General features: G+C 46.9%; 19 protein-coding genes. 3 read left to right on the top strand and 16 right to left on the bottom strand.

Annotation, left to right across the window (positions count from 1 at the left end):
- Positions 1 to 24 precede the first annotated feature (24 nt).
- Together rdgB and hemW are read left to right on the top strand one after the other, a co-directional pair.
- The gene (gene rdgB, locus QTP81_RS15155; RefSeq protein WP_289366641.1) at positions 25 to 618 is read left to right on the top strand and encodes an RdgB/HAM1 family non-canonical purine NTP pyrophosphatase; all 594 of its coding nucleotides are present in this window, start codon (positions 25 to 27) and stop codon (positions 616 to 618) included.
- The gene (gene hemW / locus QTP81_RS15150; RefSeq protein ID WP_289366639.1) at positions 611 to 1,750 is read left to right on the top strand and encodes a radical SAM family heme chaperone HemW; all 1,140 of its coding nucleotides are present in this window, start codon (positions 611 to 613) and stop codon (positions 1,748 to 1,750) included. The genes rdgB and hemW overlap by 8 nt, the downstream gene beginning before the upstream one ends.
- A 94-nt stretch (positions 1,751 to 1,844) precedes the next feature.
- Here hemW and QTP81_RS15145 read toward each other — a convergent pair whose 3' ends face one another.
- The 13 genes from QTP81_RS15145 to QTP81_RS15085 all read right to left on the bottom strand — a co-directional run bounded on the left by QTP81_RS15145 (position 1,845) and on the right by QTP81_RS15085 (position 12,378).
- The gene (locus tag QTP81_RS15145; RefSeq protein ID WP_289366638.1) at positions 1,845 to 2,627 is read right to left on the bottom strand and encodes a DUF2884 family protein; all 783 of its coding nucleotides are present in this window, start codon (positions 2,625 to 2,627) and stop codon (positions 1,845 to 1,847) included.
- An 89-nt stretch (positions 2,628 to 2,716) separates the two neighbouring features.
- The gene (locus QTP81_RS15140) at positions 2,717 to 3,229 is read right to left on the bottom strand and encodes a DUF2937 family protein (protein ID WP_289366635.1); all 513 of its coding nucleotides are present in this window, start codon (positions 3,227 to 3,229) and stop codon (positions 2,717 to 2,719) included.
- A gap of 37 nt (positions 3,230 to 3,266) precedes the next feature.
- The gene (locus QTP81_RS15135; protein WP_289366634.1) at positions 3,267 to 3,788 is read right to left on the bottom strand and encodes an Lcl C-terminal domain-containing protein; all 522 of its coding nucleotides are present in this window, start codon (positions 3,786 to 3,788) and stop codon (positions 3,267 to 3,269) included.
- Between the two features lie 7 nt (positions 3,789 to 3,795).
- Positions 3,796 to 5,493: an Lcl C-terminal domain-containing protein gene (locus tag QTP81_RS15130; RefSeq protein ID WP_289366633.1), complete on the bottom strand. Its 1,698-nt coding sequence runs from the start codon at positions 5,491 to 5,493 to the stop codon at positions 3,796 to 3,798.
- A gap of 64 nt (positions 5,494 to 5,557) precedes the next feature.
- Positions 5,558 to 6,052, bottom strand: coding sequence for a PAS domain-containing protein (locus QTP81_RS15125; RefSeq protein ID WP_289366631.1), 495 nt, complete (start codon positions 6,050 to 6,052; stop codon positions 5,558 to 5,560).
- Between the two features lie 4 nt (positions 6,053 to 6,056).
- On the bottom strand, positions 6,057 to 7,046 hold the full coding sequence (locus tag QTP81_RS15120) for a response regulator (RefSeq protein WP_289366629.1): 990 nt from the start codon (positions 7,044 to 7,046) through the stop codon (positions 6,057 to 6,059).
- Positions 7,047 to 7,196: 150 nt separating this feature from the next.
- A complete protein-coding gene (locus tag QTP81_RS15115; RefSeq protein WP_289366628.1) occupies positions 7,197 to 7,886 on the bottom strand; it encodes an LrgB family protein in 690 nt (229 codons plus the stop codon).
- Positions 7,876 to 8,244, bottom strand: a complete 369-nt coding sequence (locus tag QTP81_RS15110) for a CidA/LrgA family protein (RefSeq protein WP_289366627.1) — start codon at positions 8,242 to 8,244, stop codon at positions 7,876 to 7,878. The genes QTP81_RS15115 and QTP81_RS15110 overlap by 11 nt, the downstream gene beginning before the upstream one ends.
- Before the next feature lie 61 nt (positions 8,245 to 8,305).
- Positions 8,306 to 9,070, bottom strand: coding sequence for a LytR/AlgR family response regulator transcription factor (locus QTP81_RS15105; protein WP_289366625.1), 765 nt, complete (start codon positions 9,068 to 9,070; stop codon positions 8,306 to 8,308).
- Between the two features lie 233 nt (positions 9,071 to 9,303).
- Entirely contained in the window at positions 9,304 to 9,642 is a 339-nt protein-coding gene (locus QTP81_RS15100; RefSeq protein ID WP_289366623.1) for a DUF3718 domain-containing protein, read from the bottom strand.
- A 322-nt stretch (positions 9,643 to 9,964) separates the two neighbouring features.
- A complete protein-coding gene (locus QTP81_RS15095) occupies positions 9,965 to 10,294 on the bottom strand; it encodes a hypothetical protein (protein WP_289366621.1) in 330 nt (109 codons plus the stop codon).
- Positions 10,295 to 10,376: 82 nt separating this feature from the next.
- Positions 10,377 to 11,450 carry a methanobactin export MATE transporter MbnM gene (locus QTP81_RS15090; RefSeq protein ID WP_289366722.1) on the bottom strand — a complete coding sequence of 358 codons (1,074 nt, stop codon included), beginning with the start codon at positions 11,448 to 11,450 and terminating at the stop codon, positions 10,377 to 10,379.
- A 43-nt stretch (positions 11,451 to 11,493) separates the two neighbouring features.
- The gene (locus tag QTP81_RS15085; RefSeq protein WP_289366619.1) at positions 11,494 to 12,378 is read right to left on the bottom strand and encodes an MbnP family copper-binding protein; all 885 of its coding nucleotides are present in this window, start codon (positions 12,376 to 12,378) and stop codon (positions 11,494 to 11,496) included.
- 79 nt (positions 12,379 to 12,457) lie between these two features.
- Between QTP81_RS15085 and QTP81_RS15080 the strand changes: the two genes are divergently transcribed.
- A complete protein-coding gene (locus QTP81_RS15080; protein ID WP_289366618.1) occupies positions 12,458 to 15,196 on the top strand; it encodes a choice-of-anchor B family protein in 2,739 nt (912 codons plus the stop codon).
- Between the two features lie 318 nt (positions 15,197 to 15,514).
- On the opposite strand, the gene QTP81_RS15075 is transcribed toward QTP81_RS15080, so the two are convergent.
- From QTP81_RS15075 to QTP81_RS15065, 3 genes are read right to left on the bottom strand one after another with little or no spacing between them, the layout of a single operon-like run.
- On the bottom strand, positions 15,515 to 16,717 hold the full coding sequence (locus tag QTP81_RS15075; RefSeq protein ID WP_289366616.1) for a hypothetical protein: 1,203 nt from the start codon (positions 16,715 to 16,717) through the stop codon (positions 15,515 to 15,517).
- 53 nt (positions 16,718 to 16,770) lie between these two features.
- On the bottom strand, positions 16,771 to 23,067 hold the full coding sequence (locus QTP81_RS15070) for a DEAD/DEAH box helicase (RefSeq protein WP_289366615.1): 6,297 nt from the start codon (positions 23,065 to 23,067) through the stop codon (positions 16,771 to 16,773).
- Positions 23,068 to 23,072: 5 nt separating this feature from the next.
- A complete protein-coding gene (locus QTP81_RS15065; protein ID WP_289366614.1) occupies positions 23,073 to 26,333 on the bottom strand; it encodes an STY4851/ECs_5259 family protein in 3,261 nt (1,086 codons plus the stop codon).
- Positions 26,334 to 26,372: the final 39 nt, after the last annotated feature.

Genomic DNA, 26,372 nt, shown 5'->3' with positions numbered 1-26,372 from the left:
AAGTAAAACGAGTAATTAATCACCATGAAACAAATCGTGTTAGCAACTGGTAATCCTGGCAAAGTGGCTGAGTTTGAACAGCTTTTCGCTAAGCACAATGTGGTGTTCGCGCCGCAATCGGAATATCAAGTATCTGAAGTTGCCGAAACGGGTACAACGTTTGTAGAAAATGCCATTATCAAAGCGCGGCACGCCGCCGCACAGACTGGCCTGCCCGCCATAGCCGATGATTCGGGTTTAGTAGTAGATGCGTTGCAGGGCCAACCGGGCATTTATTCGTCGCGTTATGCGGGTGACGATGCTACCGATGATGCCAATATCGATAAGCTATTAAGTGCACTCGATGGCCGTGCTAATCGTCGCGCGCACTTTTATTGCTGCCTAGTTTTCATGCGTCATGCAGCCGATCCTGTCCCTATTGTGTGTGAAGGCTATTGGTGGGGAGAGATTGATTATCAGCGCCGCGGTGACGGTGGCTTCGGTTATGATCCGGTGTTCTATCTACCTTCGTTAAGTCAGTCCGCGGCACAACTGAGCAAATCAGAAAAAAGTGCGATCAGTCATCGCGGTCAAGCACTAGCTGCACTGATTGAGAAAATGCGAGATAGCCTTGCGTAACCCCGCATTAGGCCTCTATATTCACGTTCCATGGTGTGTACAAAAGTGCCCTTATTGTGACTTTAATTCGCATACCCTGAAACAGTCGCTCCCCGAGGCGGAGTATGTCGCGCATTTGCTCGACGATTTAGCCGCTGATGCACATTTGATTGACGACCGTATGGTCACAAGTATCTTTATTGGCGGCGGCACTCCTAGTTTGTTGTCCGCTGAGGCAATCGCGACTCTACTTGCCGGTGTCCGCCAGCGTGTCGCCCTATCCCCCAGTGCTGAAATTACCCTTGAGGCTAACCCTGGCACAGTGGAGAGTGAGCGCTTCACTGGTTATCAGCAAGCGGGTGTCAACCGCATATCTATTGGTATCCAAAGTTTTCAGCACCAGCACTTACAACGACTCGGGCGTATTCACGACGCAGCACAGGCTCAGGCTGCTGCCGGATATGCCCGCAGTGCCAAGCTGCGATCGTTTAACTTAGATTTGATGCATGGGTTACCAGAGCAAAGTTTAGAAAATGCCCTCGGTGATTTGCGCACCGCAATTGGTCAGAACCCGCCTCATCTTTCTTGGTATCAACTGACACTTGAACCTAATACTCCCTTTTATTCTCGCCCTCCGGAACTTCCCGATGACGATTTATTATGGGAGATCCAAGCGCAAGGCCATGCGTTACTCGAAGCCAACGGTTATCGTCAATACGAGATATCGGCCTATTCTCAAGCGCACCATCAGTGCCAGCATAACCTCAACTATTGGCGCTTTGGCGATTATTTAGGTATCGGTTGCGGTGCGCATGGGAAAATTACCAATGCGACTGCGGGCACCATCACTCGAACCGTTAAAGTCAAGCACCCTCGCGGTTATATGCAATTGAACCGTGATTACCTCGATCAACGTCATCTGGTCGCGAGCGAAGATCGTCCGTTCGAATTTTTTATGAACCGTTTGCGCTTAGTCGAGCCTTGCCCCAAAGAAGAGTTCTCTGCATTCACTGGCATTGAAAATGACGCGACTATAAGTCGAGCAATACAGACAGGGTTTGAACAAGAGTTGCTTACAGAAACAGCCGACGCTTGGCAGGTCACTGCCAAGGGCCGGCGTTATCTGAATTCGCTATTAGAATTGTTTGTGTAATTACACCGCGAACGATTTAGCCTGTTGCACGGAATCAATTGCTGCGCCTATACAGCGCAATTCGCCGATAATCTACGCAGTAATCGAGTGGTATTTAGTAGGTTTCTACAATGATATCGTATGCTTCGAATTGCTTTATCGAACCCCGTAACTGTTCTTCAAGCTCATTTAAGTGTTTGATTTTATGACAAAACCACTTGGCCTTATCGCGCAAGTTCTCGGCCCTTGAGCCCATTTCATCCTCAAGCTCTACAGACATTTGCTCAAGCCGCTCTTCTAGCGCGCGCATGCGCTCTTCGGTGTCTCCATCACCGGTATTTAAGCCGCTAATGGCCGATAAAATACCGCCGAGTGATGTGCTAATGGCCTCGCCTAATTGTGCCTCAATTTGCTGGTCAACAAAGTCATCCACCTGCTCTAGAGAGCCTGGCGCAATAAAGTAATGATTACTGGCGTAGCGGAATTTGTCGCGGATCTTGTCTTTGGCGCGCCGCATCGCATTTTGCAGTTTTTCGTAGCTGTCGTGATCGACGCCGACGATGCCTTGATACACTTGCTCGATAGTATCGATGGCCAGCTCAACGCCCTCACTGGCGAGCACTACCATCTTAGGAACCACGTAGTGCATCCCTTCTGCATAATTGTTCAATATGGCTTGCTGCTCAGTGTTTAAATCTATCCATTCGCCACCGATGAAAAGCTGGCTTTTGTGATTGATTTGTAAGACTGTGCGCGACTCTTCCAAGACACGCAGTTGGCTATTGTTAACCACAACACCATAGTTAAAATCAATTTTACATTTCACCCCGGCGTAGCTGTCGCCGCTGATCACCAGCAAACCGACTAACCCCAAAAGAGTGACTAAACGTTTCAACATATCAATACAAAGATTACTCCAATGTGTGTAGTCTGAACGGTGTTATTTCGCTTTGCAATAGCGATAAGACCAGCACAGGAATATCTTCGCTAACTGACAGTAGAACGCCAATCACCGCGCTTTTTTGTGCGTACAACGCGCCAACATAGCGACCCACAACCACTGAACACTAAAGCCAGAAGAACACTGAACAATAACGGCTCAATAGTCAGTGGAATGCCCGGCTTAAAATTGCGCCATACCGCAGGTAAGTGCTCGGCGTTCGCGGGGTTGATGAAATAGAGTAGCGCTTGAAAGTAATGTGCATCACGCAAATAAACAAGATCACCTCGTAGTTTTTCCGTTTCCACCAACATGGTTTGTTTATTCTGCGCATCTGCTCGAATGACCGGGTCACTGTTGCTCAACCACTGCGCAAGCAATGTGTCTACCGACGGGTAACCATTGTTGCTGGCTAATATCTCAAGCGCGTCAATTTGTTTCTGATTAGCGTCGATATATCCAGATAAATACTGCACGTACTGTTGGTTGAGAATGGGCACTTGAAACAACAGCAGTAACACTGCCGCAAACAGAAGTTTACTCACAAGTTTGGCAATCATAGTATTACTCGGTAACTACAGCGCACCCACTATAGAACTATTCGTTTGGCAATGCATCTCTTACGAGCCGCACAAATACAAAGCGGTCTTTGTCTTTAAGTGAGTTACTCGAATTAAAGAAGGCCACAACCCAAGCGCGTTGCGGATCAGATACCGAAGGTGTTGACGTCCAAAAGTCATCTTCGGGCGTGTCGGGAAAAAATGAGGTATTAATCGACGGTCGCACACACTGGCGCTCAGTCAGTGTTGCTAACTCCTTTATATTCGGAACACGCCAGCCCAAGGTGCTCTCGAGCTCATAACCATGTGCAACCTGTAACGCTTGCTGCCATGTCAATTGCTCAGCATCCCCCTCACACGTGTTGCCGTCCCAAGTTTGGCCAATGGCACAACGCATCCACACCAGACCCGTGCGTTGATGTTTAATCTGTTGAGTGGTTAATTCAATAAACTCATTCGTGGGTGTAGTGGGCGGAATGTTCGCTAAGCAAGTTTGTGCCATTGTGCCAGCGGAGAAACACAGGCCGCTCAGTAATAATACTATAGTTTTGATTCGCATCAGCATCTTATGGCCTCCCCGCCCGAACAAGACGGATCCGTGCGGCATTGCGCTTATTCAAAAAATTGTCAACGCCGGTAGCAAAGTCAATGGCCCACGCGGCTTGCGCCTCTTCGTCTTGGACGCCATCAGCGTTGGGTTGTACTGTCCAATACCACAACGGTGCTTGGGATAATTGCCCCGTTTCTGGAAAGTAACTCTCATCGACCAATGGTGTATTGATCACCCCGTAATGAACAATTGACAATAGCTCATCATGAGACGGTAAGCGCCAATCGAAAAAACCACACAAACCTTCGGCATTCACCGCGGCGATGTATGCCGACGTATTGCACTCAGCTAGTGTACACACGGTATCCGCACCATTGCGCTCCCCTTCGAAACCACCGTTATCTTCTTCCTGATACCACGAATACAAGTTATCAGTAGCGTGTAATCCAGCCGCAGCGGTTTTAATTTCCCACACGTAACCAGTAATATTATCCCGCACGCAGCGCCAGGGCTGTGTTACGTCATCAACTTCATCACCATTTTGATTGAGGCGGGTAAAATCGAAGCCCTGCAATCCTCGCCCGGCTTTCTCTAGCAAGCCACTTTCGGCAATTTTATCCTGCCCTCGCTGTCCATCTTGGCCTGGAAACTGGTTTTGATGAACCGCAGTGATCTGCTCTTCTGTGGCTTGTTGGATAACACCTGTATCATTTAATGCAGTGAGCGGCTGCTGCTGCACTGATACGTTGATACTGTCTTCAACATTATTGCCAAACGCATCGGTAACACTCAGGCTTATGATCAACGTCGTTGGCGTTTCAACATCGGGCGCGGTGGCAAAAGTACTGACATTACTGGGCTGGTCAATATCTAAAACCTCGCCAGTGTCGTTGCGCCATTCGACAGTGAGTGGTAAGCCACGCGGCACTGAAGTCGAGGCTGAGCCATTGAGAATAATTGACTCGCCGCTGAATACCGCGTGATCAAACCCTGCGTTCACCAATGGAAGCGTATCGCTTTCACTTTGAATATTTAAACTAATATCAGTGGAAGCTGAGGCTAATTCTGTATCGGTCACCGTTAATCGAAAGCCCAGCGTTTGCGACTCAATAGCAATTGGTGTGGTAATTGATAAGGTTGCAGCATCGGTTACGACACCACTTAAGACATTTTGTCCGGCAATTTGTTGCCACTCGTAGGCAATAATTGCATTGATCGAAGTATCGTCCGGATCGACACTGCCACTGCCATCCAGCAGCAGCGTTTCACCCGCAGGGAATACGCCGGGATCTAGGCCTGGCCAAGCGTCTAGCTGTATATCCGCAACCGGAGCTTCGTTTACTGGAGCAACTGTTATCACCACCTCATCGCTCGCAGAGTTGCCCGATTCATCGGTTACCCGAAGTGTAAAAGTATAAGGCAGCAGCTCTGTGGTTGCAGGTGCTGTGACTGTAGCATCGGGTACGGACCGATCAGGATGATCAATGGTAATCACCGGAGACGAAGACCAAACGTAGGTCAAAGAGCTTGAATTGGTTTGAACTTGACCGCTTAACGTGAAAGTTGACAACTCACTGACTTGACGATCGACACCGGCATTGACAAATAGTGATTGTCGCGGTGGTTCATCACTGCCACCGCCACCGCATGCGAGCAACGTCGCACACATACACAGGTAAACAAGTTTTCGCCATTGATTAGTTATACTTCGCATTTCACACTAGCACTGAAAACAGAATATCAATGCCTCAGCAAATCACACGCCAAAGTCGCACAACTTAAGCGTTTTGTGAGCGACGCTCGCGATCTTCAGTCACTTTGACTTGCAACGACTCATGCTGTTTTTTACTTGCTGCAACATCAGTAACGTCATAAATCATCATACTGATATTATCGACGGTGCCTGTAGCCGATACCAATGGTGCCAGTGTGATATTTTGGTACATGTAATCTTCCCCACCGGTAATGGGGCGATAGTTTGGAAATTTAAACAAGTAAGGACGCTGCTCCCACGTCATAAAAGCACGTGTGCGCAGCTCAAATACCGGTTTACACTTTTGCGCAAACCATTCGCGTTGAATGTTGGGATACAACTCAAACAATGACTTATCACGGACTTCACTTGGTAGCATACCGCTGTGACTTTCCATGAAGCCATTCCAAACTTTGACTTCATAGGCACGATTCAGTACCACAATGCCGACGTCGACCGTTTGCAACATATCCATCATCCAATGAAACTCTAGTAAGTCCTCAAGATTGGTATCGGTCATCGCGTTAATCCTCTAACAAATGGGCGAGTTTGGCGTTCATAGTCTCCATTGAATCTTCCGTAAATAGCAAAACTAAATCGCATTGAACATTGTACCCCTCTAGACCGTAGCTGAGTTCAATTGCCAAGGTTCGCTTCCACTTCATTTTGTTTGCGGTAATCAAATCGCCAACACTTTGGTGCTGTCCTAAAACCACAGGGTGACCTTGACTGAAGGATAAATCCATCTGGTTAGCCAAGCCCGCTAAACACGTGCCGATTAATAAGCTTGCGGCATCCATTAACACTTCCAGTTGCAACTGATCATCCACTTCACCGGAAATATTGAGGATTTTTGCCACATCGCCAAAGCTGGAGTCACTTAATATACACAACGCTTCACCACTTACCCCCGGCCCCAAGAAACCTTGGCATACCGCAGAAACTTGTTCGTGCATTTCTATATCTGAAAGCATCATGTGCAACTCGGAAACTTCGATCAAATTGACGTTGGGTATCGGTAATTCAACGAAAACATTCATGATCCGAGCGAGGTGGTCACCGGCCTGACCCATGGCAATATTAGTGATCTCTTGATAACAGTCACGAATTTCAGGATCGAGGTCTTGGGTCGCCTGCTCCTCTGCCTCGGGCTTGATAATGTTATTGGTTGTGAGCACCTGCAGCAGCACCGCTGAATTGACGGGCTTCTTGATAAAATCGATAGCACCAAGATTTTTAACGCGCTGGTGCGCTTCAGGTTGAATATCACCGGATATTACCACAACCTTGGTATTGAGCTGTTTTTGTTGAATCGCTTGAAGCGTTTGATAGCCATCCATCACAGGCATATTCAAATCCAGTAGCAATAACTGGCCTTTACCTGCCTCAAGCGCTTCGACCGCCTCACGGCCATGTTTTGCAAAGTGAATGGCGACTTCCCAATCTTGCGGCAGACATTTAGCAACTTGCTTGCGGGCAACCATCGAGTCATCGCAAATTAAAACTGAGTACATCTTGTGCTTGTTCCTTACCGCTCGAGAGATTGTGCCTGTTATCTAGATTAAGTATTAGTCCATCAGAACTATTTTGCCAGTCCTCGCTGAGCAATGTTTCACCTTAGTATAACGGCAGCATTTAACAATGCTTGATGAACGATACGCGAGCTAACCAAAAAGCAATGGAAGAACTACTGCTGTCGCGATCCCATTTATGCACAAGGCCAATGTCGCTACTGCTGTCGTGGTTTGCCCCATTTGAACGGCCCGCGCAGTGCCAATAGCATGCGCGGCAGTGCCTAGACCAACGCCCGCTGCGATCGGGTTGGTAATGTTAAAAAAGCGAAATAACCAGGGCGCAAAAACGGCACCGACCAAGCCCGTTAATATTACAATCACCGCCGCCAGAGCGGGAATACCACCGATGGCGCCCGCTACATCAATGGCCAGTGGAGTGGTTATTGATTTTGCTAACAAGGTCATTTGCAAATCTTCCGGTGCCTCGATGCTCCACGCGAAAAGCCAAGCACTGCCCGGTGCTGCTATGCCACCGGCGATTATTGGTAGCCACACGCGCCAACCATAATGCCTAATCACTTGGATTTGTTGATACATAGGGATCGCCAGAGCCACTGTTGCTATATTCAACAGCCAGGAAAACCAGTGGGTGGCTTGCAAGTAGTTCGTCAATGATATTCCCAGACTAAAAATGAGTACCGAAATAGCCGTGGCACTCGTCACGATCGGGTGCAATAACGGCTGACTTCGACTGATCTTATAAAGCCAAAGACCCGCGCAATATATCCCCCCGGTTACCACAGACCACAGCATCACTTGCACAATATGTTCAGTGCTCATGTTTATCCTTAAGCAAGGTATTCACCCATGCGGCTAAAGCCACACCCACCACTAACGTTGACACGACAATCGCGACAAATAATGTCAACCCATTGGTCTTTATCACATCAGTAAATTGCCAAACCGCGATCACTGCAGGTACAAAAAACAGTGGCATATGGACAAGGAGTGGTCGTGCAGTCCGCTGCAATGCATTAGGTACCTTGCCACAGACACAAAGACAAAACAGCAACAACAATAACCCCAATATTGCAGCCGGAAGCCTAACGGGTAAGAGTGTGCTCAGCCAAGCGCCGGCAAGCAGACATGTAACAATAGCCACACCGGCGGCCAATAAACGGATAGCGTCGTTAACCATGATTCCCCCACATTCCGCAGAGTCGCAGTGTAACTGATTTAAGGTCGTTGGGGATATTTTGTTAGATTTTCGTCTTACTGCTTAGATAACGCTCGCTAGCCTCGTCCAGCAGCATTTTGTATTTGCGGCTAACACGCAGCTCTTGTTGATTGTTCAATTGCACGTGATAACTGCCGTTTTTCGCTGGCTTACACAATGTGACGTTTTCAAGATTGACCAAACTAGAGCGGTTGATACGCACGAATCGATAGGGTTTCAGTTGTAGCTCCAGCGCCCGAAGTGTGGTGCGTAAAATATGATTTTCAGTCGGCGTGTGCACACACATGTAATCACCGGCCGCTTCAATCCATAACACATCATTGACAGGGAGTTGCAGCCATGCAGCACCGTTTTTTAAACTTAAGGTCGAATTGACTGATTGTTGTGGTTGAGATTTGCCTTGCTGAGGCTGAGTTGCTAAGTGCTGCTGCTGATTGAGTTTAGCTATTGCGCGTTTGAGGTGCGCGGTATCGATGGGCTTCAACAAGTAATCCAGAACCGGGTAATCAAACGCCTTCAGGGCGAAGTCGATATGCCCAGTAGTAAAAATCACCGGCGGGATTTTCTGTTGATTGCGCTGCATTTCGTCGAGGAATGCAAAGCCGCTGATACCGGGTAAATCAATATCCAAAAACATTGCATCAAAATGTTGCTGCGCAAGCGCATCTTGGGCCGCATAACAATCGCCACAGCTTACAATATTCAGATCCGTTGCCAACTGTGACAAGTGAATTTCAAGGCCTTGCCGTGCTAAGGCTTCATCATCGACAATGAGTAGCGAAGTCATAGATTTTTGGGTGTCCCTCAAGTGGAGAAAAAAAGGGCTGAATATGACATTGCAGCCCAACTTACCAGGAATTAATACACACTTACTGCTATATGTATTTGCCGGGTCACTACTCCGACTCTTTGAGTGTAGTTAATCACAGGTTTGCCGCTAGGCCGCTGTGATGAACTCACTGACTACTGGGATAAAACGACAAATTCCGTACACTAGTTGCACAGAGTTTATCGCCCCCGCTATTCTCCAGACCGGCGCGCGGTCAATACACCATTATTACTACGAGCCTTTGCTGCTAAAGTACTGGCCGTTAAATTGGCGTTATGTGTGCGGGCAAAGTCTTGTGCTGACTCACCATTACACATTAAACCCTCATCTATCTGTTTATAGCTTAGACGACTTCTCTTCACTGCGCGATGTAATGCTAATCGACTATCACTCTTTAGCGCAGCGCAAATGCGCACTAAGTCTTTTTCGAGTGCAGGATCGAAATTGCCTGCGGTGGCACTGAGTGGGGCAAGGGCAATTGCCGCTGCGGTGGTCAGAATCAAACAAACGCGTTGGGTAGCTGCTTTCATAATATTTTCCTCATTAAGCACGATGGGAGATGTGCACCCCAAACGTTAGACAAAAGCCTCGGGTAAATCTTGTCATAATCGGCAACATACACCTATTTGAGCTAACGCGATTAACGCTCGATAAGTGTCGATAAATGGTCGAATAGGCAGGGGATTGAACGAAAGTGCGACACAATTTGTAACGTAGGTGAGTTACTTGCTGTCATTGGCCACTGACAGATCGCGTTAGGCTGAGAGAAGCAACACCGCTGTGAGTTTGGTGAATTTGAATAAAGGACTGTTAACTGGCATCTCAGAATTGATGCCAGTTAGATAAAGAATATTAAAATGCGCTGTCTTGGTGAATTTTGATAAACAGAGGGGTACCGACCTTGGAGTAGTCGATTTTGTACTCTTTACCGTTTAGCGTCTGCACAAAAATGAGCGTCTTTTCGTCGCCAAAAACATCGCTTGTTGTAACGTCAACAAGCTCCATGTCCATCATTTTTGCTTCGCGCTTGTTGTCAGGTATTTTGCCTTCGTACTCTTTAATCCCTCTGTGTGTAACCACAACAGCCGGATAATCATCACCATTTAAAACTAGTAAATCCAACTTACGGATTTTGTGGATCAAGGTGTTGCGTCCACTCACTAAAAACGGCTTTTCTGTCATTATTATTATCTCCACACGCGTTTTTGATCAGGCTACTCTCGAAGATAGCAAAGAAATATTATTGTTGCACTAGTAAAACCGCTTAATCATTGACTTTTGGCGGGTTTACCAACGCTTGGTGACGGGGCTCTTGCAAAAATTGTTGGTCGGTTAAGCTGTGCAAAAATGCCTTGAGATCCTGATGCTCGCTTTCTGTTAGTGCAAAGCCCTTGATAAATTGACTCTTCAAAGGACTCTCTACACCAGCGCCAAGTCCACCCGCTGCATAAAAAGCAATAACACTATCGAGAGTGGGTAACGAGCCATCGTGCATATACGGCGCAGTAACGGCAATATTGCGCAATGTAGGTGCTCTAAAGCGCCCCATATCGGATGGATTCATGGTGATTTCAATCAACCCTTGATCACTGCTAGGGTACGCCCCATGCCCATCAATATTGTAAAGCCCCGTATTGTGAAACGGACGTAAATCGAGCTGTTGAAATGCGTGCTGACTTGATTGAGAAAAATTAAAGCCACCATGACAGTGAAAACACTCTAATCGTTCAGAAAAAAACAACTCCATACCGCGCAGCTCAGCCTTGCTTAGCGCGTTATCGTCCTGTCGATATGCATAGTCGTCAAAACGCGAGTTGAACGACGTTAAGCTGCGCACATAGCTCGCAAGAGCTTTAATGATATGATCCCACTGAGGTTGAGGTTGTTCAAAAGCGGCGTCGAATAAACGTCGGTAGTCATCAGTATTGAAGCGCGCCAATACAATATCTTTTTTACCCGTTATTCCCATCTCCACCGGATGTTCACCGAACAGCGGGATCATTAACTGCTGCTCAATTGTGTTTAATCCGTCGTGTGCCCACGTCAGTGAGCCGTTGTATGCCACATTGACAAGTGCCATTGCATTGCGCTTGACAACATCACCGGTGGAACCTGTTGAGTGACGGCGCGGTTCACTGAACGCTAATTCTGGCATATGACAGGTAGAACAGCTCATCGCGCCATTACCCGACAACGCCGGTTCAAAAAACAACGCCTTACCTAAAGTGACCTTCGCCTCCGACATAGGATTATCTGTCGGTACATTGGGGCTAGGGAAACCCGCAGGAATATCCCACTCATAATGGTTTGACTGTAACTGCACGGTGAACTGCCACACTGCCGCTGCAATTGCGGCTACTGCGCAGACTATTGCTGCGTATCTAATCACCCTGCCACCTTATCACGTTGCTAGTTTGCAAATTGTGCCACAACACATCACAGCTTGACTCATTGTCACGGTGGAACATACAGCCTCCCATAGCGGTTGGCTCAATGTCTTTCAACAAAGCAGCAATATCAAACACAAGCGTATTATTGGCGCTGAGTTTGTTAAGCGATACCTGCAAGCGATTAGGCTGCTGACAAGCCTGTTCAGGCGGCCTCATGCTCGATGCACTCTGGCAACCAATGCTGCCGAGGTGATACGACCAACCCAAGCTTCCTAACTCATTGCTGTTGGTGCGCATATCAAAACGAACAAACTTAAATCCCATGCGCCACGACCAAAACATTTCCGGAATATTCAATGGCGAAGGTTGCGTTAGGGGATTTAAATGATTGCTGTGGAAAGGTACGGCTAGGGTAAAGCGCAGTTGGGTGGCTCGCTGCCAGAGCGCCGGTGTGACATCCAGTTCAATGCTATGATGCCGGAGTAATTCATTGTGTGCTGTGCATTGTTGCTCAAACCACAACAATGCAACTTGCTGAGTTTGCCAGTCTGAGGTTAACAAATTGACTGCTTGCCAGGCATTTGTTTCAGGGTCAAACAATTGCCATTCGGAGGTAAAAAACGCAAGACGTTCTAGTTGCCATAGATTTTGCCCATGGGTGAAAGAATCTGCACAATCAAGTGACTGACTGGCATAGTGTAAACGCATCGGTACACGCGTATGCAGTTGCCGATCAAACACTTGAACAGCTTGCTGCGCAACGGATTCGGCGTTATTGGGTTGGCAACCAAACAAACTCAAGACACTCACACACAGTATGATTACGTATAATTTTGCTGTATTTCTCATCGCCTTTTTTAGTTGCACACTATTCATCCACCCACATTTTCCTGATACTTTGTTTGCTCTGCTTCTTTACATTCGTTGGAATGTCTTGCGTAAACAAGGGTATGTTATGCAATTTTTAAAACGCCGTAAGTGCGCTCCTCTATTTATCATGCTGACAGCTGTGCTGTTCAGTCAAGTCAGTCTGGCGCATAGCGAAAAAGAAAAAGCGCGTTTTGTTGCTGCAAGTGGTGAAGATGTTGGCACTTGCAACAATCGCTTCCGGCCTTGTAAAACCATTGCATATGCCGTCCAGCAAGCCAATAAAGGCGATACTATTTTAGTAGCAGAGGGTGAATATCAAATTGCGGATGAACAGGACCTGTTGTACCTAATATCTGATATGCAACCGGTTCTCGGCGGTTTTAATACGGTTGACAACTATCAAGTACAACAACCCAGTCTATTTCGTTCGGTTTTGGTAGGAGTACCGCTGCAATACGCAGATACCCTCTACAGTAAAGGCTTTGACGTAATCGTAGATAGCAAAGGCATCGATCAGGGAGCTTTGCAATTGAGCCTTGAGGCGATTGAATTAATGCAGACTGCCCAGGCAGCTTCGCCCTGTGAGGCGGGCAATTCAGCGGGTTTCGAATGTGATGGCGTATCTTTGTTGGGTCGGGTACCGCTGGGCGCAATGCCAACTAACAGTAGTTCAGCGAATGATATTTGGGGCCACGTTGACCTCAATACGATGGATGAATACGCGATTATTGGCTTGCGACGAGGTATCGCCGTGATAAATGTTACCGATCCTGAAAATCCTGAGGTTGTAGGCTCGGTTAATGGTCAATCAACGACTTGGCGTGACATTAAAGTTTATCAATATTACTCGAGTAATGAGCAGCGCTGGAAAGCCTACGCATATGCCGGTGCCGATAGTGTTACTGAAGGCTTAACCATTATCGATTTATCCGGTTTACCTAACAGTATTGAGTTAGTAACGCGCACAACCGAGGACACACGCGCGCACAATGTCTACATCAGTAACGTTGATTACACGACTAACACGGTGTTACCGAATCGTTCAGCGTGGTTACATATCACCGGCAGCGAGAACAACGGCGGTTCATGGCGGACGTTTGAGCTGCGCAATGCGACTTCGCCGAACTCAATCTATGATTTAGCCGGCGCGACTCGCAACGACTATACCCATGATGCTTCGTCAGTGCTAATTGATGATACGCGGGCCGATCGCGATTGTGTGCATACACAAGATGGCGTGTGTAATGTGATGCTAGACTTTAACGAAAATGAGCTGCGCTTATGGGATCACACATCATCGCGCTCTGCCACTGAACTTGGCAGTGAAAGCTATCCTAACGCAGAATATGTGCATTCAGGCTGGTGGAGTGAAGACAAGCAATACGTAATTTTACACGATGAACTAGACGAGCAGCGCCGCGGTCTAAACACAACGGTTCACTTCTTTGATATTAGTGATCTCAATTCACCGCAACTGGTTCAGTCGTGGGTTGGTCCAACACGTGCGATAGACCATAACGGCTTTACCAGAGGCAGCCGCTATTACATGTCCAACTACGAACGCGGTCTCACCATATTGGACATCAGTGCCCCTACTGCCCCATCACAAGCTGGTTATTTCGACACGTATGGCTCGTCAAATAACGCCTCATTTAACGGCGCTTGGGGTGTTTATCCTTATCTTCCAAGTGGCAATATTTTAGTCAGCGACATTCAAGGCGGCTTGTACATCTTAAAAGACGAAACCATAAGCAGTGCAGATACAGCCGTACAGTTCTCTGATGCACAGTACGCCGGTGATGAAGGTAGTGAAGTATCTATCACGGTCAATCGTCAAGGTACGGATGCTATTAGTGTTGATTATCACTTTATTACTGGCTCAGCGCGAGACAGTGATTTCGAGGGTACGCGTGGCACGCTTAATTGGGCTACCGGTGAAGTGGGGAGTAAAACGATTACGGTGAGTCTTGATCTCGACAGTACTGAAGAACCTAACGAGCTGTTTTTTGTGCGACTGAGCAATCCACGTGGTGGCCAACTACTTACCCGAAATACGGCTTTTGTGACCATAAATGGTGCCGGTGCAGTGCGTGGCGTCATCGGTTTTGAGCAGGATGCACAGAGTATCAGAGAGAACCAAGGCACAGTTTCATTTAATGTTGCTCGCAATGGTGGCTCTGATACAGCCATCGCTGTTAACTACGATGTCACCGCCGGTGAGGCTGCCGCTGGGAGCGACTTTACCGCCACTAGCGGTACTCTGAATTGGGCGGATGGCGACACTGAAGACAAAACTATCGAAGTCGACATCCTCGACGACGGTGAATCTGAAAGTACGGAAAGCTTCACGATTAACCTCTCCAGCAGTGATACCAGTATCTTAAGCAGTGTTACAACGCTCACCGTGACCATTCGCGATGATGAAAATAACAGCGCACCGCTCGTTGATGCCGGTGATGAAATCGCTGCGGGTACGCGACAAACACTGAGTTTAAGCGGTACTGCATCCGATCCTGAAGGTGGTGAGCTAGTGATCAACTGGGAACAAACCGTAGGTACGGCTGTGACACTCAATAATGCTGACACACTCACACCGTCTTTTACGGCACCGGATACTGCTGGCACGCTAACCTTTGAATTGCAGGTGACTGATGACTTCGGTGTACTGGCCACTGATTCTGTTGTGGTAAGAGTGACTGCTCCAACTGCCACTACTCCACCGGCTGGAAGTGATTCAGGTTCAGGCGGCAGTTTATACTGGCCAGGAATAGTGGCCCTAGCATTCATCGTTATTAGACGTAGGAAGCAGTTTACTAACACCTAAACAATGCAAAGCCTTGGCTTTTGTTTAATTTATGCACAGCTGAATTCCTGCCGTGCACAGAACAGATGACAAGGCGATTAAAACTGCTTATACTGCGCAGCGCTTGATTCAAGCATCCTCTCAATGGCCCGATAGCTCAGTTGGTTAGAGCATCCGACTCATAATCGGTAGGTCCAAGCACTCGCAAAATAAAAACTCTCAGACAAACCATAAGATGCCAAGTTAGCGGTCATTTACATTAACAATTACCTTCACAACTAAAGAGTACGTTGAAGTGTACCGGTGAGTTTATTACGACTTTTGAAAATACTCTCTTTTTCAGCCATGCCCCATATTTTCATGACTTCCTATCCCCAAACAAGTCCACTCTCTCGCATCACGGTGGTATTGGATATGCGCTCTGAATCCCTTTGTTACTCTTACTGAGTACACCGGCCCCTCAGGTTTGCGCTCCCACTGTTTAAAGTCTAGGCCTTTTAAAGTGGTATCTTGGGCCATCAATGTCTTTGTTTTATTCCATGCACTGCGAACCCGCGCCCCGAGTTTACTGAGTTGTTTTCTAAAATTTGCGGTTTCGTTAACCTTTGAAACTGATACGAATAAGTCTATTAAGGTCGGATCTATTCCAATCCTATTATTATCATTGATTAAGTGAACCGGGCAATAACGCCAATCAATTGGCTGTGGTGGCAGTAAATTAAAACCATCTAATCCACCGATCACATAGGAATCGGTCAGTCGTTCGAAACATTGGCTAATATAGTCTGATGCAGTTTCTTCAAAACGAACACGAGCCGTAATGGCTTCAGCATCTTTATAACCAGCAGGTTGTGACCTTACAAACCCGCGAAGTGCTTGAGTTTTTCCTCTGACTCTTCGTCCCCAAAAGCTTCTAATCATACTAGCATTTGCCAACTGTTCTTCGACAAGCCGGTACCCAACTCCAGGGTTATTTAATGAGTTAAGGTTTTTATATATTGGGCGTCTATGGATAACTTCACACTGAGCTAGCGCATACTCTACTGCGAAATGAAATAGTTCATGCTGATGTAAAGCCCTAACTGACATTCTCATTATATCAATCGGCGGTGCATCAACCTTGTGAAACACCTGAGATATCATAAATGCAATCGATGATAACGGAATATAAATCCCCCACTGACCGCCTCTAACATGGAATGGCACGTAATAAGCGAGAGCATCTACCCCATTTTGAAGAACACTTTTTTTGATGTCTCGACCAGCGTTGCCGCCCATGACATTATTTATCAGCTCACTATCAATTTCAGCTGCATACTCAAACACTTCATCAAGTTCTTTTCTTTGTCTATCTGAACTATCAAGTTCATTCTCGTAAATGTCATTTAACTTTGAAGTAGATAATTCAGAATTGGGTACATCGATGTCCCATAACGTTTTGATCCCATGTGCCTCACCAACTGCCGAGTTATCTGGTGATGTAATAACCCACACATCATGTATTTCATTCAAAGCATAGCGAATATCAACAATTTTTTTCATGTCAAAACCATTGCACAAATCTGATTCCCAAACCTACATGTTTTGTATTCCGTTTAGGTATTATCTGTTGCCACGTTAATAGTAAACCACGTCTGCCAATCTGCACTGTTGTATACTTTAGCGCGTCCATAAGCCTCTCCAAGGCGCGTAACCTGTTCGTTTACACTACGACGAAAGTCAAAATTATGGAGCCCTCTGTCGAGGTAGAGTTTCCAGTATCCCAACCCCTGATCTAGCACTATCGTGATCACTTTGCCGTTCTGAAAATATAAAACCAGTGTCCGTCTGTGAGGGATCTCAGCTTTCTCTGCCATGTTTACCTGAACATCCTGAGAGCAAGCGTGAGATAGCCAACCGGTAAAAATGGTTTCGTAATCATCCTCGTAAACCCAGTCGTGGTGAATGGCAAAGCCTTCTCTCGCTCTGTCGTTCACATCAAAACAGGTGTTAACTTCAATGCTGAGTTTCTGATCCTTTGCAAGCGTCGAAAGCAGCTCACTTAACATCAACAGGCTTGATGGACTTTGTAAATAGCGATCGGTATAAACAACTTTTTCCAAAGGCGTACTGGATAATTCATCTTTAAGTCGCGACTCTTTCTCGCTCCAGAAGTGAATAAGCCGGTTTCCTAAGCCCACCAATGATCCATTTAACTCTTTCAGCGCAGGAATTTCCTGTGCACCGATTTTTTGTGGTGGCTCAAGCTCGACTTTTTGTCCTTCGATTCGAGGGTAGCAGTCAGACTCCACCGAAATTTGTTCGCTCACAAGCCAATGTTCACCCGGTAATGTGGCTCGCTCGTCAATATTTGCAATGGTCAGACAATGGCTGTCTTTGGTCACCTGAAATACAACGTTGTGTTCAACATCAGCTGTTATTATTTCAACGCCTATTCTACTCAACTCTGACAGGAACCGGGTTACCTCTTTACCGAGCTCTTTATTGGGTACAATAACCTGAACGTTAATTTCATCGCTCAGTAAACTATGGAACCTCGCTTTGAAAGGACCTGTAGCCGTATCCCAGTCAGACACTTGCCCAGAGAAAACAAATCTCAAAGTATCTGGTTTGGACCTCGCCACCTCACTGAGTTTTTCCTGAAGCGTGCTAGCCACATAAGAAACAGAACAATTTCGTCCAAGTAACTCATTAACCTGACTTGGCAGACTTAGATGATTCTGAATATTTTCCTGTAACCAGGTCAGTGCCTGCTTTCGGTCTAATCGGTCAATATCATGACGAGAGTCGTTTTCTAACAAACACGAATGACAATACTTTTCACAGTCGTCGTTACAGGAAAGTACTTCAAACATTGATTCCAAAAGTGACTTAATGACGTGCTTTGCCGAGGTGGCAAAACCCGCACCACCACTAACTATATCGAAAAGTTGAACGACTTCAGCATGAGCTCCACCGTCAACCAATGCTGGTCGAGTGCTATAACCTACCTCACTGACAGAAATACCGAGTTGGTCAACCAGGGCTTTCCGTAGTGCAACCGCGATAGTTGTAGCAGTCGTTTTGTCGTGCAAACAAGCTTTAGACTCTGGGTTACGCAGTAATAGCTCGAAGACGTCTGTCGTTGTGTTGTAACCAAGATGAATCCCCTCTAATATTTTTCCTGAAGCGTCACACTCGGGTTTATCATCAGCGTTACGTTGAAAGCGGTTAGGCATTGGAGGCCTATGCGGCTTATCGTACGAGAGAGATAGAGGCAGCTCTTCTGATAACGTCATCGATTCGGCCCTGCCACAGCCCAGACAAATTCCATACCCAGTACCATTTACACCAGAACAGTGATGAAAAACGTGCCCTTCGCTATCTGCCACCATATGACCAACTTCAGGGTTTGGTAGCGGGATATGCTCACTTTTTCCCATGACCCACGGTTTTTCAACTGGCACAAATTGTGTGTGCGCGATGTTATTGGACGGTGGATGATAGAAATCCACCACAAATCCAGTAGGCTCGATAACATTACGCTGATGCTTAACCTTTATTGCCTTTCCACACTTAGGATTAGTACAAACGAGGCCGCTTTGCTTGTTAAGCTCAGTCTCGTATCCCGTTTGCCCACAACTGTCACACTTCCAGGCAATATCAAACTTCTGAGCGTCCTTTGCGCCTTCCACATGAACGTTTTGCCAATTCAACGTAATTCCGGCTGACCTGTGCACCCTGCCATCAAGAACCAATTCAGTTCCAGGTGCAAATTCTCGAATGGCAACGGCAAGGTTTCTGCTGGGCATTCCACGGCTCAATGACACGTTGTCATCTCTGGATTCGTTTATATCTTTCTTGCGCTCATTTTCTTTTTCACGCAAGAAGTCGGTCAGTGAATACACAGATAGGTTAACCACGTCGGTGGGGAAACCATAACCAGGCAAAAAGCCCCTTGTTGCTAAGTCCCGCAACAAATACTCTCGAGACAAGCAACGCAAATCTTTTTCAAGCTTGTGTTTGTAGAACTCAGAATCAGTCGCATTTAGTTCATCCTGAATATACTGATATTCGCTTCGCCAGCGTTCAGCTAACGTCACAACCTTCTGCTTTGCTTCATCGCACAGCTTGATCTGTGAACAAGATGACAATGACGTACCACGTACAAGCACATCCAATTCATGCTTCATATTTGCGCTGTTAGCGCTCAACCAATCAATAAAACGTTCATAAATCGCTTGCTGCGCATCTTGTTTTAGGTAGAACCATTCCAGGCTTAAGAACAATCTTTCCTTTTGAGTGAGACCTATTTTTTCTCGTAAGAATTTACCGAGTAAAAACGCATTCACATGCCGTTGCACCAGCTTTGAAGAGCTAAAGGTGACTGTAGGAGCCGGGATCTCCGTAATAAATGGCCATTTGGGCTGATTAAATACAAACTGATCGTGAGGGTTATTTTTACAAATGGTATACCCGATTGCCCGAGCCTCGCTTGAACGACCTGCCCGGCCTGCGCGCTGAAGATAATTAGCCGGGTGAGGGGGAACGTTGTTCATGACCACAGCCGATATCCCACCAATATCAACCCCCATCTCCATCGTTGTAGAGCAATTCAGCACATTTTTGCGGCCCTCTTTAAACTCTTCCTCATAGCGCTCAAGATTCTCTGAGGACTGCTGTGCAGAATGCTCGGCGTTGGTGTAATAAAAGCCACCTTCGACGGCCCGATCATTGATGTCAGTCCAGAGATTTTGCTCTCTTAACACGGCCACTCTGTCGTCATTCGCGACTTTTTCCCTAACTTCATCAATGAAAGTAGAGACATTCGTGCCCGTGTTGAACTCCCAGATAGAGGGAAGCGTTACTTTTTCACAAACGTAATCTTTCGCGTCCTTGTTCCAGGGGATATAGGGCGTTACACCTTTAAATGTTGTATCAAGAAGCTTATTTGTTATCGGACAGATGAAAGCTTCCGACATAAGTGAAAACTGCACTGTGTTTAATCGCAACTGAAATTGCTTATTCGATACCTCTGAAAGCGTGCGCGTATCAACAAGAGCTTTCCATGCCGCTTTCAACCAGGTGTTGAGGATGCTTTCTTCCCTTGCTTCTAATTTTTCAAAGCCAGCAGCCTTTGCCAATAAAGTGATAATTCTTTGCTGTCGCTTGTTACCCGTTTTAACGAGCGGCCATTTTTTAATTCTGTTTTCGTCTTCATCCTTAGAGTCGGGATCGATCAAAAACTTGGGATAAAAGTGCATGCCTATCCAGCGAGACCACTCGTCATTGACTGCTACATAGGTATTTTCTCTGACGAAAAAATCCATGCAAACTTTGAGGTAGTCTTTCCAGTCTCTAAGCGACAGTTTGTGCTCGGCCCAGAATTCCGGAGTTTTATCGATAGCTTCAATCCCAGGATAAACAAGCTTTATAAGCCCCTGTGTCTCGATGTTGTTTCGAAACTTGGGACGTCTTGCGATTTCACGTGTCAGCAGCATTTCAGAGAGTTTTGTAGCATCAGAACGCTCAAACACTTCTGGATCCAGGTACCGGTTCTCAATCGTCATTGAGTGAGCGATATCGTTATCGCTCTTTACGATTCCAGTAAGCTCTAACCATTGCATTGGCTTGGGCTGCACTTTACTTTGAGAGCCACCTTCTAACGCTGATATGTATGTTTTCAATGCTTCAGCGTCGCCAGTGTTAACCTGTGCAATCACTGGTAATAGCTCTTTCATCTTCTCAAGCGGCATCGACTGATAAGCTTTCACTTTTTCAAGAAGCTCGGGTGCCAAATCCATTTTTGACTCAAGGGACTTCCGCAGTTCCCGAACCAATACCCCTCTGAAATGTGAACGCTCAGCCTCTTGCTGCATACTAACTGAAATTTTAGCGGTGCCTTGCCGGCTGTCGGTAAAGGTGATGAGCCTACGACCACGCCCTGGTAGAGAATTAGGGCCTTCTTTGTTTTTTTCTTTCTCGTCGCGTTCAAAGTCCGGGCAATATTCCAATACGGTTGGAACTGCGTTGGTTGCATAGAAAGGAGCACCAAGTAAACATCGCCTGAATGCTCTACCATTCTGCCCGCGCCCGGTATGGCCGCAATCTGCGCACTCCTGGAGCTGCTCTTCATTAGCCGCAAGGTTTATGTCTCCGTCGCCAAATGCCATCTTCCCTGTTTTGTCAAAGGAGGTTGGGTGATAATTATGAGCCTCGCTCACGTTATTGCTAAATACGACTGGCTGCGACGTTCTGGTCGTATTGTCGTTATCAGAGCCAGATTCATCAATAGCATCATCGGGGTCTAATTCCCTCTCTCCCTCTGTAAGAGAAAACTCATCTTCCTGACGATTTACCCACTGTTGTAGCATGGAGTTGGTATCATATGCCCCGAGCAGGTGGGGCTCGTTACACTCATCACAGAATGCAAGTTCCAATACCGGTGCACCGCATTCACAATTAACACGGTGAGTTGAATAAACGGTCCCAAAAGGCCATTGTTCATCCAGAGGAGTATTGGCTTTGTGAGAACACTGCTTATCGATACATGCCCATATCCCATCCAGTGTCCGCTGAAAATAGTGCGCGCGCAGTTTAAGAAACGCCTCATCCTGACCGTTATAAGAGGGCCGGGTATTCGTACACACGTCCAACCAACGATATATCTCATTTTCCGTTAAGTTGAATTCAGACAGTCCACGCTTTAACTCTTCGATTGTTTTTGGCGGGGAGTTTTGTTTAGTAAGCAACGCTCTCAAAGACATTGCAATTGTATTGTTGACCAACGCATTAAAGCGTTTTTGAGATACTGCCGGTTCTCGTTTCTCTTTTTTTGAATCAGGAGTCTCACCTTCTGGCTCAATCGCCTCAATCTCATTCAGGGTGAGACTTTCTGATGCCGCCGGCGTGAGTTGTGGCACTCGTCTGCGACCACCAATTACATCAACCTGATCCTCTGAGATATTCGCGAGGTTTGCTAAATAGCGTTTCAGGCTGTTTTCCGCTTCCTCCCCCGCGATAGTTGCGGAAGTAGCGACGAACCGGATATTCTCTGGTTTCACCTCAAATGCCTGCATTACACGCCGTAATTGCAGAGCCAGCTCGGCAGCCTGCGAGCCCACATACGTGTGGGCCTCATCCAGCACTATCCAGCGAAGTTTTCCTTTTGACTGTTCAATAATAGGTGCATCCGCCTGCCGGATGAGCATGTATTCCAGCATAGTGCCATTGGTGACGAGAATCTGCGCCGGATCTTCACGAAGTCCCTCACGACTCATCACTTCCTGAGGATTGGCTTTTTGACGTTGTCGTTCTTTACTTTCCAGGTACTCCGGTGTTTTACCGTTAAACAGACAAAAACGAATATCGCCATCGAAGTGCTTTGTCCAGGCATTGAGCCGCTCTCGTTGCGAGTTAATCAGGGCATTCAATGGATATAAAAATAATGCTCTCACCCCGGATAATTGGGCCTTAGCCTCGATAGACTCACGATATAGGTCTTCCAGTACCGGTATCATAAAGCATTCGGTTTTACCTGAACCCGTTCCACTGGTAATGATCCTGGACTGTGCCTTTGGTGCTAGTAAGTCTTTCCAAGCCTTGTGCTGATGCTTGAACGGATACCATTCTCTGTTAAAACGGTAACGGTCATTATTTTTTGCATCCAGCGCATCGATAACGGCCTTGGATAGTAAGCCCTGATCAGAGAGTTCCTCCATCGAAGAGGAGAGATCACGCTCCCAGGCAAACATTTGTTCGAATACCGGTCCGTGAACGAACGCCTCATCGCCTTCCATTTTGGCGCTAAGATGATTTCGCAGTCCTGGTTTATTTATACCCAGAACGCTGAGAGTCGCTTCCTTAGCTCGGGAATTCGCTTGCCTCTTTAATGTCGAAAAAAATCCTTTCATTATCATTACTCCTCAAAGAAACTTAGCGCACATTGAAATACAGGGTTAAACCAGTCGCGGTCAAACTCCAAAAGCTGACGCAGCAGAAAATAGTTCACGTGGTTAGAACCGAGATGCTCTTTCCAGTCGGCTTTACCCATAACGACTGCCGCAGCCATTATCGGGAAATACATAACGGCGCTTTGAAACTCGTGTGGCACGTCAAACGATGCCAATTCTCTGAAGTTTGTTAAAACAGCTCGTTGTAGTTCAGTTCCGTAATGCTGCGGCCAGCGGACTTTCACGTCGGCACTATGGCGCAACAGATCATCTTTCCAGGTGTTAATTAAAATGGGGTACATAGCCTTGTTTTTGCTATCGACTGAGAACAACTCCGGCAATGACATAAAGCCGGTTATCGCAACTGTTTTATCCTGCGAATATTTTGCTACTAATGGCTCAGGGAAGCCCAAGTTCTCCAGATACACACGGTAGCGCTCGATGGCTTCACGCCAATAACGCAGCGGTATTAACTCCCAGACAACATTGCATTGTGTTTGTAACAGCTCTAACACTGTTTCAACTGCTTGTTTGGTAGCAAACGGCAGAAGCGCTAAACAACCTTTATGCTTTGCTAGCGCCTTCCAGGCTTCAAAAGTGGCAAGGGGTAGATGCCCGTAACTCTCAAGCAATTTATCGAGGTATCGCCAGCCTGAATGCTCAAGGTTAGTTGCCATAGCATCCAATACAGACGTAAAAGCATCAGTATTGTGAACAGGGTGATAATGCTGCGCAGCCTTTTCCAGAGAACGAACTTCTCCTGATAACACCGCAGACTCGGTAGGCGGAACAAATATAGCCCTGAAGGAAACCGCCGATGCTTTTTGGGGAACAGCAAGCTTCGGTGTGACGCGACGTTGCGGCAACTCAAACACACCTGTTGGCACACCGTTTGATAACCTCTGAGTCAGTACTTCTGGCTTTTCATTTGGGTCTGCCAGGTTAATTAACTCAAGCTTTAGCTCAGAGAAATCCCTCACCTCATCACTACTGAACATCAAAGTGTCAAAAGCGACCTTCCCTGATGCAGCATTCCAGCCGACGGTGTATTGTTTGAGTACAGTCCCCTGACTGTTAATGACCATTCTTACTACTTCATCAAGTTCATTATTTTGAGCAGTGGCCAGCAGTTCCTTAATTTTGTCTCGCAACTCAAACAGGCTCACTTCCTCTGCGCTTTTTTGAACATCGTAATGAAACACATAGGATGGATTATCCTTGGACGACGTTGGCGCTTTGAGCTCTATATCAAATTCCGTTCTCGGCTTATTAGGCGCTTTAAACAACACAGCGCGAACACCCAACAAATCTTTAATGGCACAATGACGAGGCAGTACTTTTCCATTTGCATCAAATACCAGCGCGCCACGGCAGGGAAATGGAATGACAAGAGAAATAGGCTCTGCCAGTAAGTTGGCCTGTACCTGCAATCCAATGTGGACAGGTGGAATGCCGCGAGAACTCAGTACTATATGTTTAGTACCGTTCTCTGACAGTGTCTTGGTATCAAGTTCAGAGTCAACGTTGTAAATAAAGGCTTTTTCACTCGTAATTGACATTTTGCCGGTATTCGGGTTTTGTCCTGGCTGCAATTCAATCTCAAAATCATTCGGCAGAATCGCGATCTTTCGCCGGTAAAGCGTTTTTCCCTGGGCCTTTACCCGTAAAACTTGTCGTCCATAAAGTTCGGCCGAGTGGGCTGCGCTTCCCACCTCGTTGTCACCGATGAAAACTCGAGCTTCAGGATAATGACAGGTAGTGCGCGGAACGCCTTTGTATACCGGATAGCCCCCTTGACTGGGAAACTCTACTTGCTCGCCTTTTATCTCCAGGCTTTCTTTGCTGTAACTGTCTTCTTTGTTGGATAGGTGATAAGTGTCGTTGTCTTCTGCGCTGGAGTAGCAAATAACAAGCTCACCCGAAAACCCAACCCGACGATGGCTCTGGAACTGCACGTCGTCGATTAATGTGGCGTCTGTACTATCGACGTGAGCATCCTCGGGGAACAGTACCACCAGGCTTTCGGCTTTCTGACTTACACTGCCACAACCTACCACCTCATATTTGTCATTTTGCTTTGCAAGGAGCACGGGCATATCATTAAGTGACAATGTGGATGCTGGAATTTCTTCAATATAACTGACTCTCCCCGACTGCATGACGACGATAGAAAGTGGCACCTCATGGTGATCTCGCCGAACGAATACTTCCGTTTTACGCATCTGCAGCGTAATGCCGTTGTCGCTTATCTCTGCCCGGGCCATCCCAAAATCGGCGATTTGTGTTTTTCCTTCAAACACCAACACTTCGACAATAGGTGCTGATAGGTCTTTTCGGGTCAGTGGAATAGTAAATTGCTTACTGATGTGAATACTTGCTGCAAACGACAATTCGCTGGAATTGCTTAGCCATTGGCAAAGCTTTAAACGCTGCAGTTCACGCTTCTTATCTTTACGGCGAGCCGCCGCGGAATAAAGTAAGCCTGATAAAAATTTATCACCTGTTTCCGTATCCAGAGGGATGGGAAAGCTAACTCGCCAATTTTTCACCACTGAATCGAGATGCTCTGCTGGCGCACTTTGCTCCTCTAAACTGTATGTATCAATCAGGGCGTAAAGGTTACTCACCATATCGTGCAACAAAGTGACGGTGCTATCTGAATGAAATGCATCAGGCATCCCCTGCAATTGCTGCTCAATCAGCGGTACGGGGGAGACGCCAAAGGACCTGGCCCGGTCAAACTCCACCAGCAACTTTCTGAATAACGCCAGAAAGCGCCCCCCCTCTGCAGCCAGTAAGGAGAAAGGCAGACCGCCTTCACTGAACAGTGACCCAAGGTAGTCATTGCGATTGCTTTCATAGCGATTAACAGGGCGCTTCCAATAAGCCAGGCCCTTAATCACGGCATCAGCGCGCTGACCAGGTTCTAGCTCAAAACCCAGCGCATGAAATATACCTGACCATGACCAGGCAGACTGGTATTCGCGCCGGTACCATTCTGCTCCGAACAAACAAAATGCCGCGCACCAATGTGCGTTTTTCAATGATGCTGAATTAGGAGGGCTTGCCTGTAAGAGGGAACGTAGTCTGGAATAAGCATCAGCACTCAGCTGATAGGTGAACAAGGGGGAACCATTGGGCTCGGTCAGTTCCCGTTGGTGCAACAGCGAAATTATAAATCCGCTGACCGTTTTGCCCTCACCTAAAACACCATCAATATTGTACATACTCCCTCCTGACTGCTTATTCCTTCAAATACACATTGT

Source organism: Neoalteromonas arenosi, from assembly GCF_030362855.1.
In the GTDB taxonomy this organism is placed as follows: Bacteria; Pseudomonadota; Gammaproteobacteria; order Enterobacterales; family Alteromonadaceae; genus Alteromonas_E; species Alteromonas_E arenosi.
This window is presented reverse-complemented; position numbering and strand designations above follow the sequence as displayed.

What these genes read in the sequence shown, in the direction of transcription:
- QTP81_RS15125 (WP_289366631.1), bottom strand. Translation starts at nt 6,052, where the DNA reads ATGACCGATACCAATCTTGAGGACTTACTAGAGTTTCATTGGATGATG.
- QTP81_RS15145 (WP_289366638.1), bottom strand. Translation starts at nt 2,627, where the DNA reads ATGTTGAAACGTTTAGTCACTCTTTTGGGGTTAGTCGGTTTGCTGGTG.
- QTP81_RS15065 (WP_289366614.1), bottom strand. Translation starts at nt 26,333, where the DNA reads ATGTACAATATTGATGGTGTTTTAGGTGAGGGCAAAACGGTCAGCGGA.
- QTP81_RS15070 (WP_289366615.1), bottom strand. Translation starts at nt 23,067, where the DNA reads ATGAAAGGATTTTTTTCGACATTAAAGAGGCAAGCGAATTCCCGAGCT.
- QTP81_RS15105 (WP_289366625.1), bottom strand. Translation starts at nt 9,070, where the DNA reads ATGACTTCGCTACTCATTGTCGATGATGAAGCCTTAGCACGGCAAGGC.
- QTP81_RS15120 (WP_289366629.1), bottom strand. Translation starts at nt 7,046, where the DNA reads ATGTACTCAGTTTTAATTTGCGATGACTCGATGGTTGCCCGCAAGCAA.
- QTP81_RS15115 (WP_289366628.1), bottom strand. Translation starts at nt 7,886, where the DNA reads ATGAGCACTGAACATATTGTGCAAGTGATGCTGTGGTCTGTGGTAACC.
- QTP81_RS15140 (WP_289366635.1), bottom strand. Translation starts at nt 3,229, where the DNA reads ATGATTGCCAAACTTGTGAGTAAACTTCTGTTTGCGGCAGTGTTACTG.
- QTP81_RS15100 (WP_289366623.1), bottom strand. Translation starts at nt 9,642, where the DNA reads ATGAAAGCAGCTACCCAACGCGTTTGTTTGATTCTGACCACCGCAGCG.
- QTP81_RS15095 (WP_289366621.1), bottom strand. Translation starts at nt 10,294, where the DNA reads ATGACAGAAAAGCCGTTTTTAGTGAGTGGACGCAACACCTTGATCCAC.
- QTP81_RS15130 (WP_289366633.1), bottom strand. Translation starts at nt 5,493, where the DNA reads ATGCGAAGTATAACTAATCAATGGCGAAAACTTGTTTACCTGTGTATG.
- QTP81_RS15110 (WP_289366627.1), bottom strand. Translation starts at nt 8,244, where the DNA reads ATGGTTAACGACGCTATCCGTTTATTGGCCGCCGGTGTGGCTATTGTT.
- QTP81_RS15135 (WP_289366634.1), bottom strand. Translation starts at nt 3,788, where the DNA reads ATGCGAATCAAAACTATAGTATTATTACTGAGCGGCCTGTGTTTCTCC.
- rdgB (WP_289366641.1), top strand. Translation starts at nt 25, where the DNA reads ATGAAACAAATCGTGTTAGCAACTGGTAATCCTGGCAAAGTGGCTGAG.
- QTP81_RS15085 (WP_289366619.1), bottom strand. Translation starts at nt 12,378, where the DNA reads ATGAATAGTGTGCAACTAAAAAAGGCGATGAGAAATACAGCAAAATTA.
- QTP81_RS15080 (WP_289366618.1), top strand. Translation starts at nt 12,458, where the DNA reads ATGCAATTTTTAAAACGCCGTAAGTGCGCTCCTCTATTTATCATGCTG.
- QTP81_RS15075 (WP_289366616.1), bottom strand. Translation starts at nt 16,717, where the DNA reads ATGAAAAAAATTGTTGATATTCGCTATGCTTTGAATGAAATACATGAT.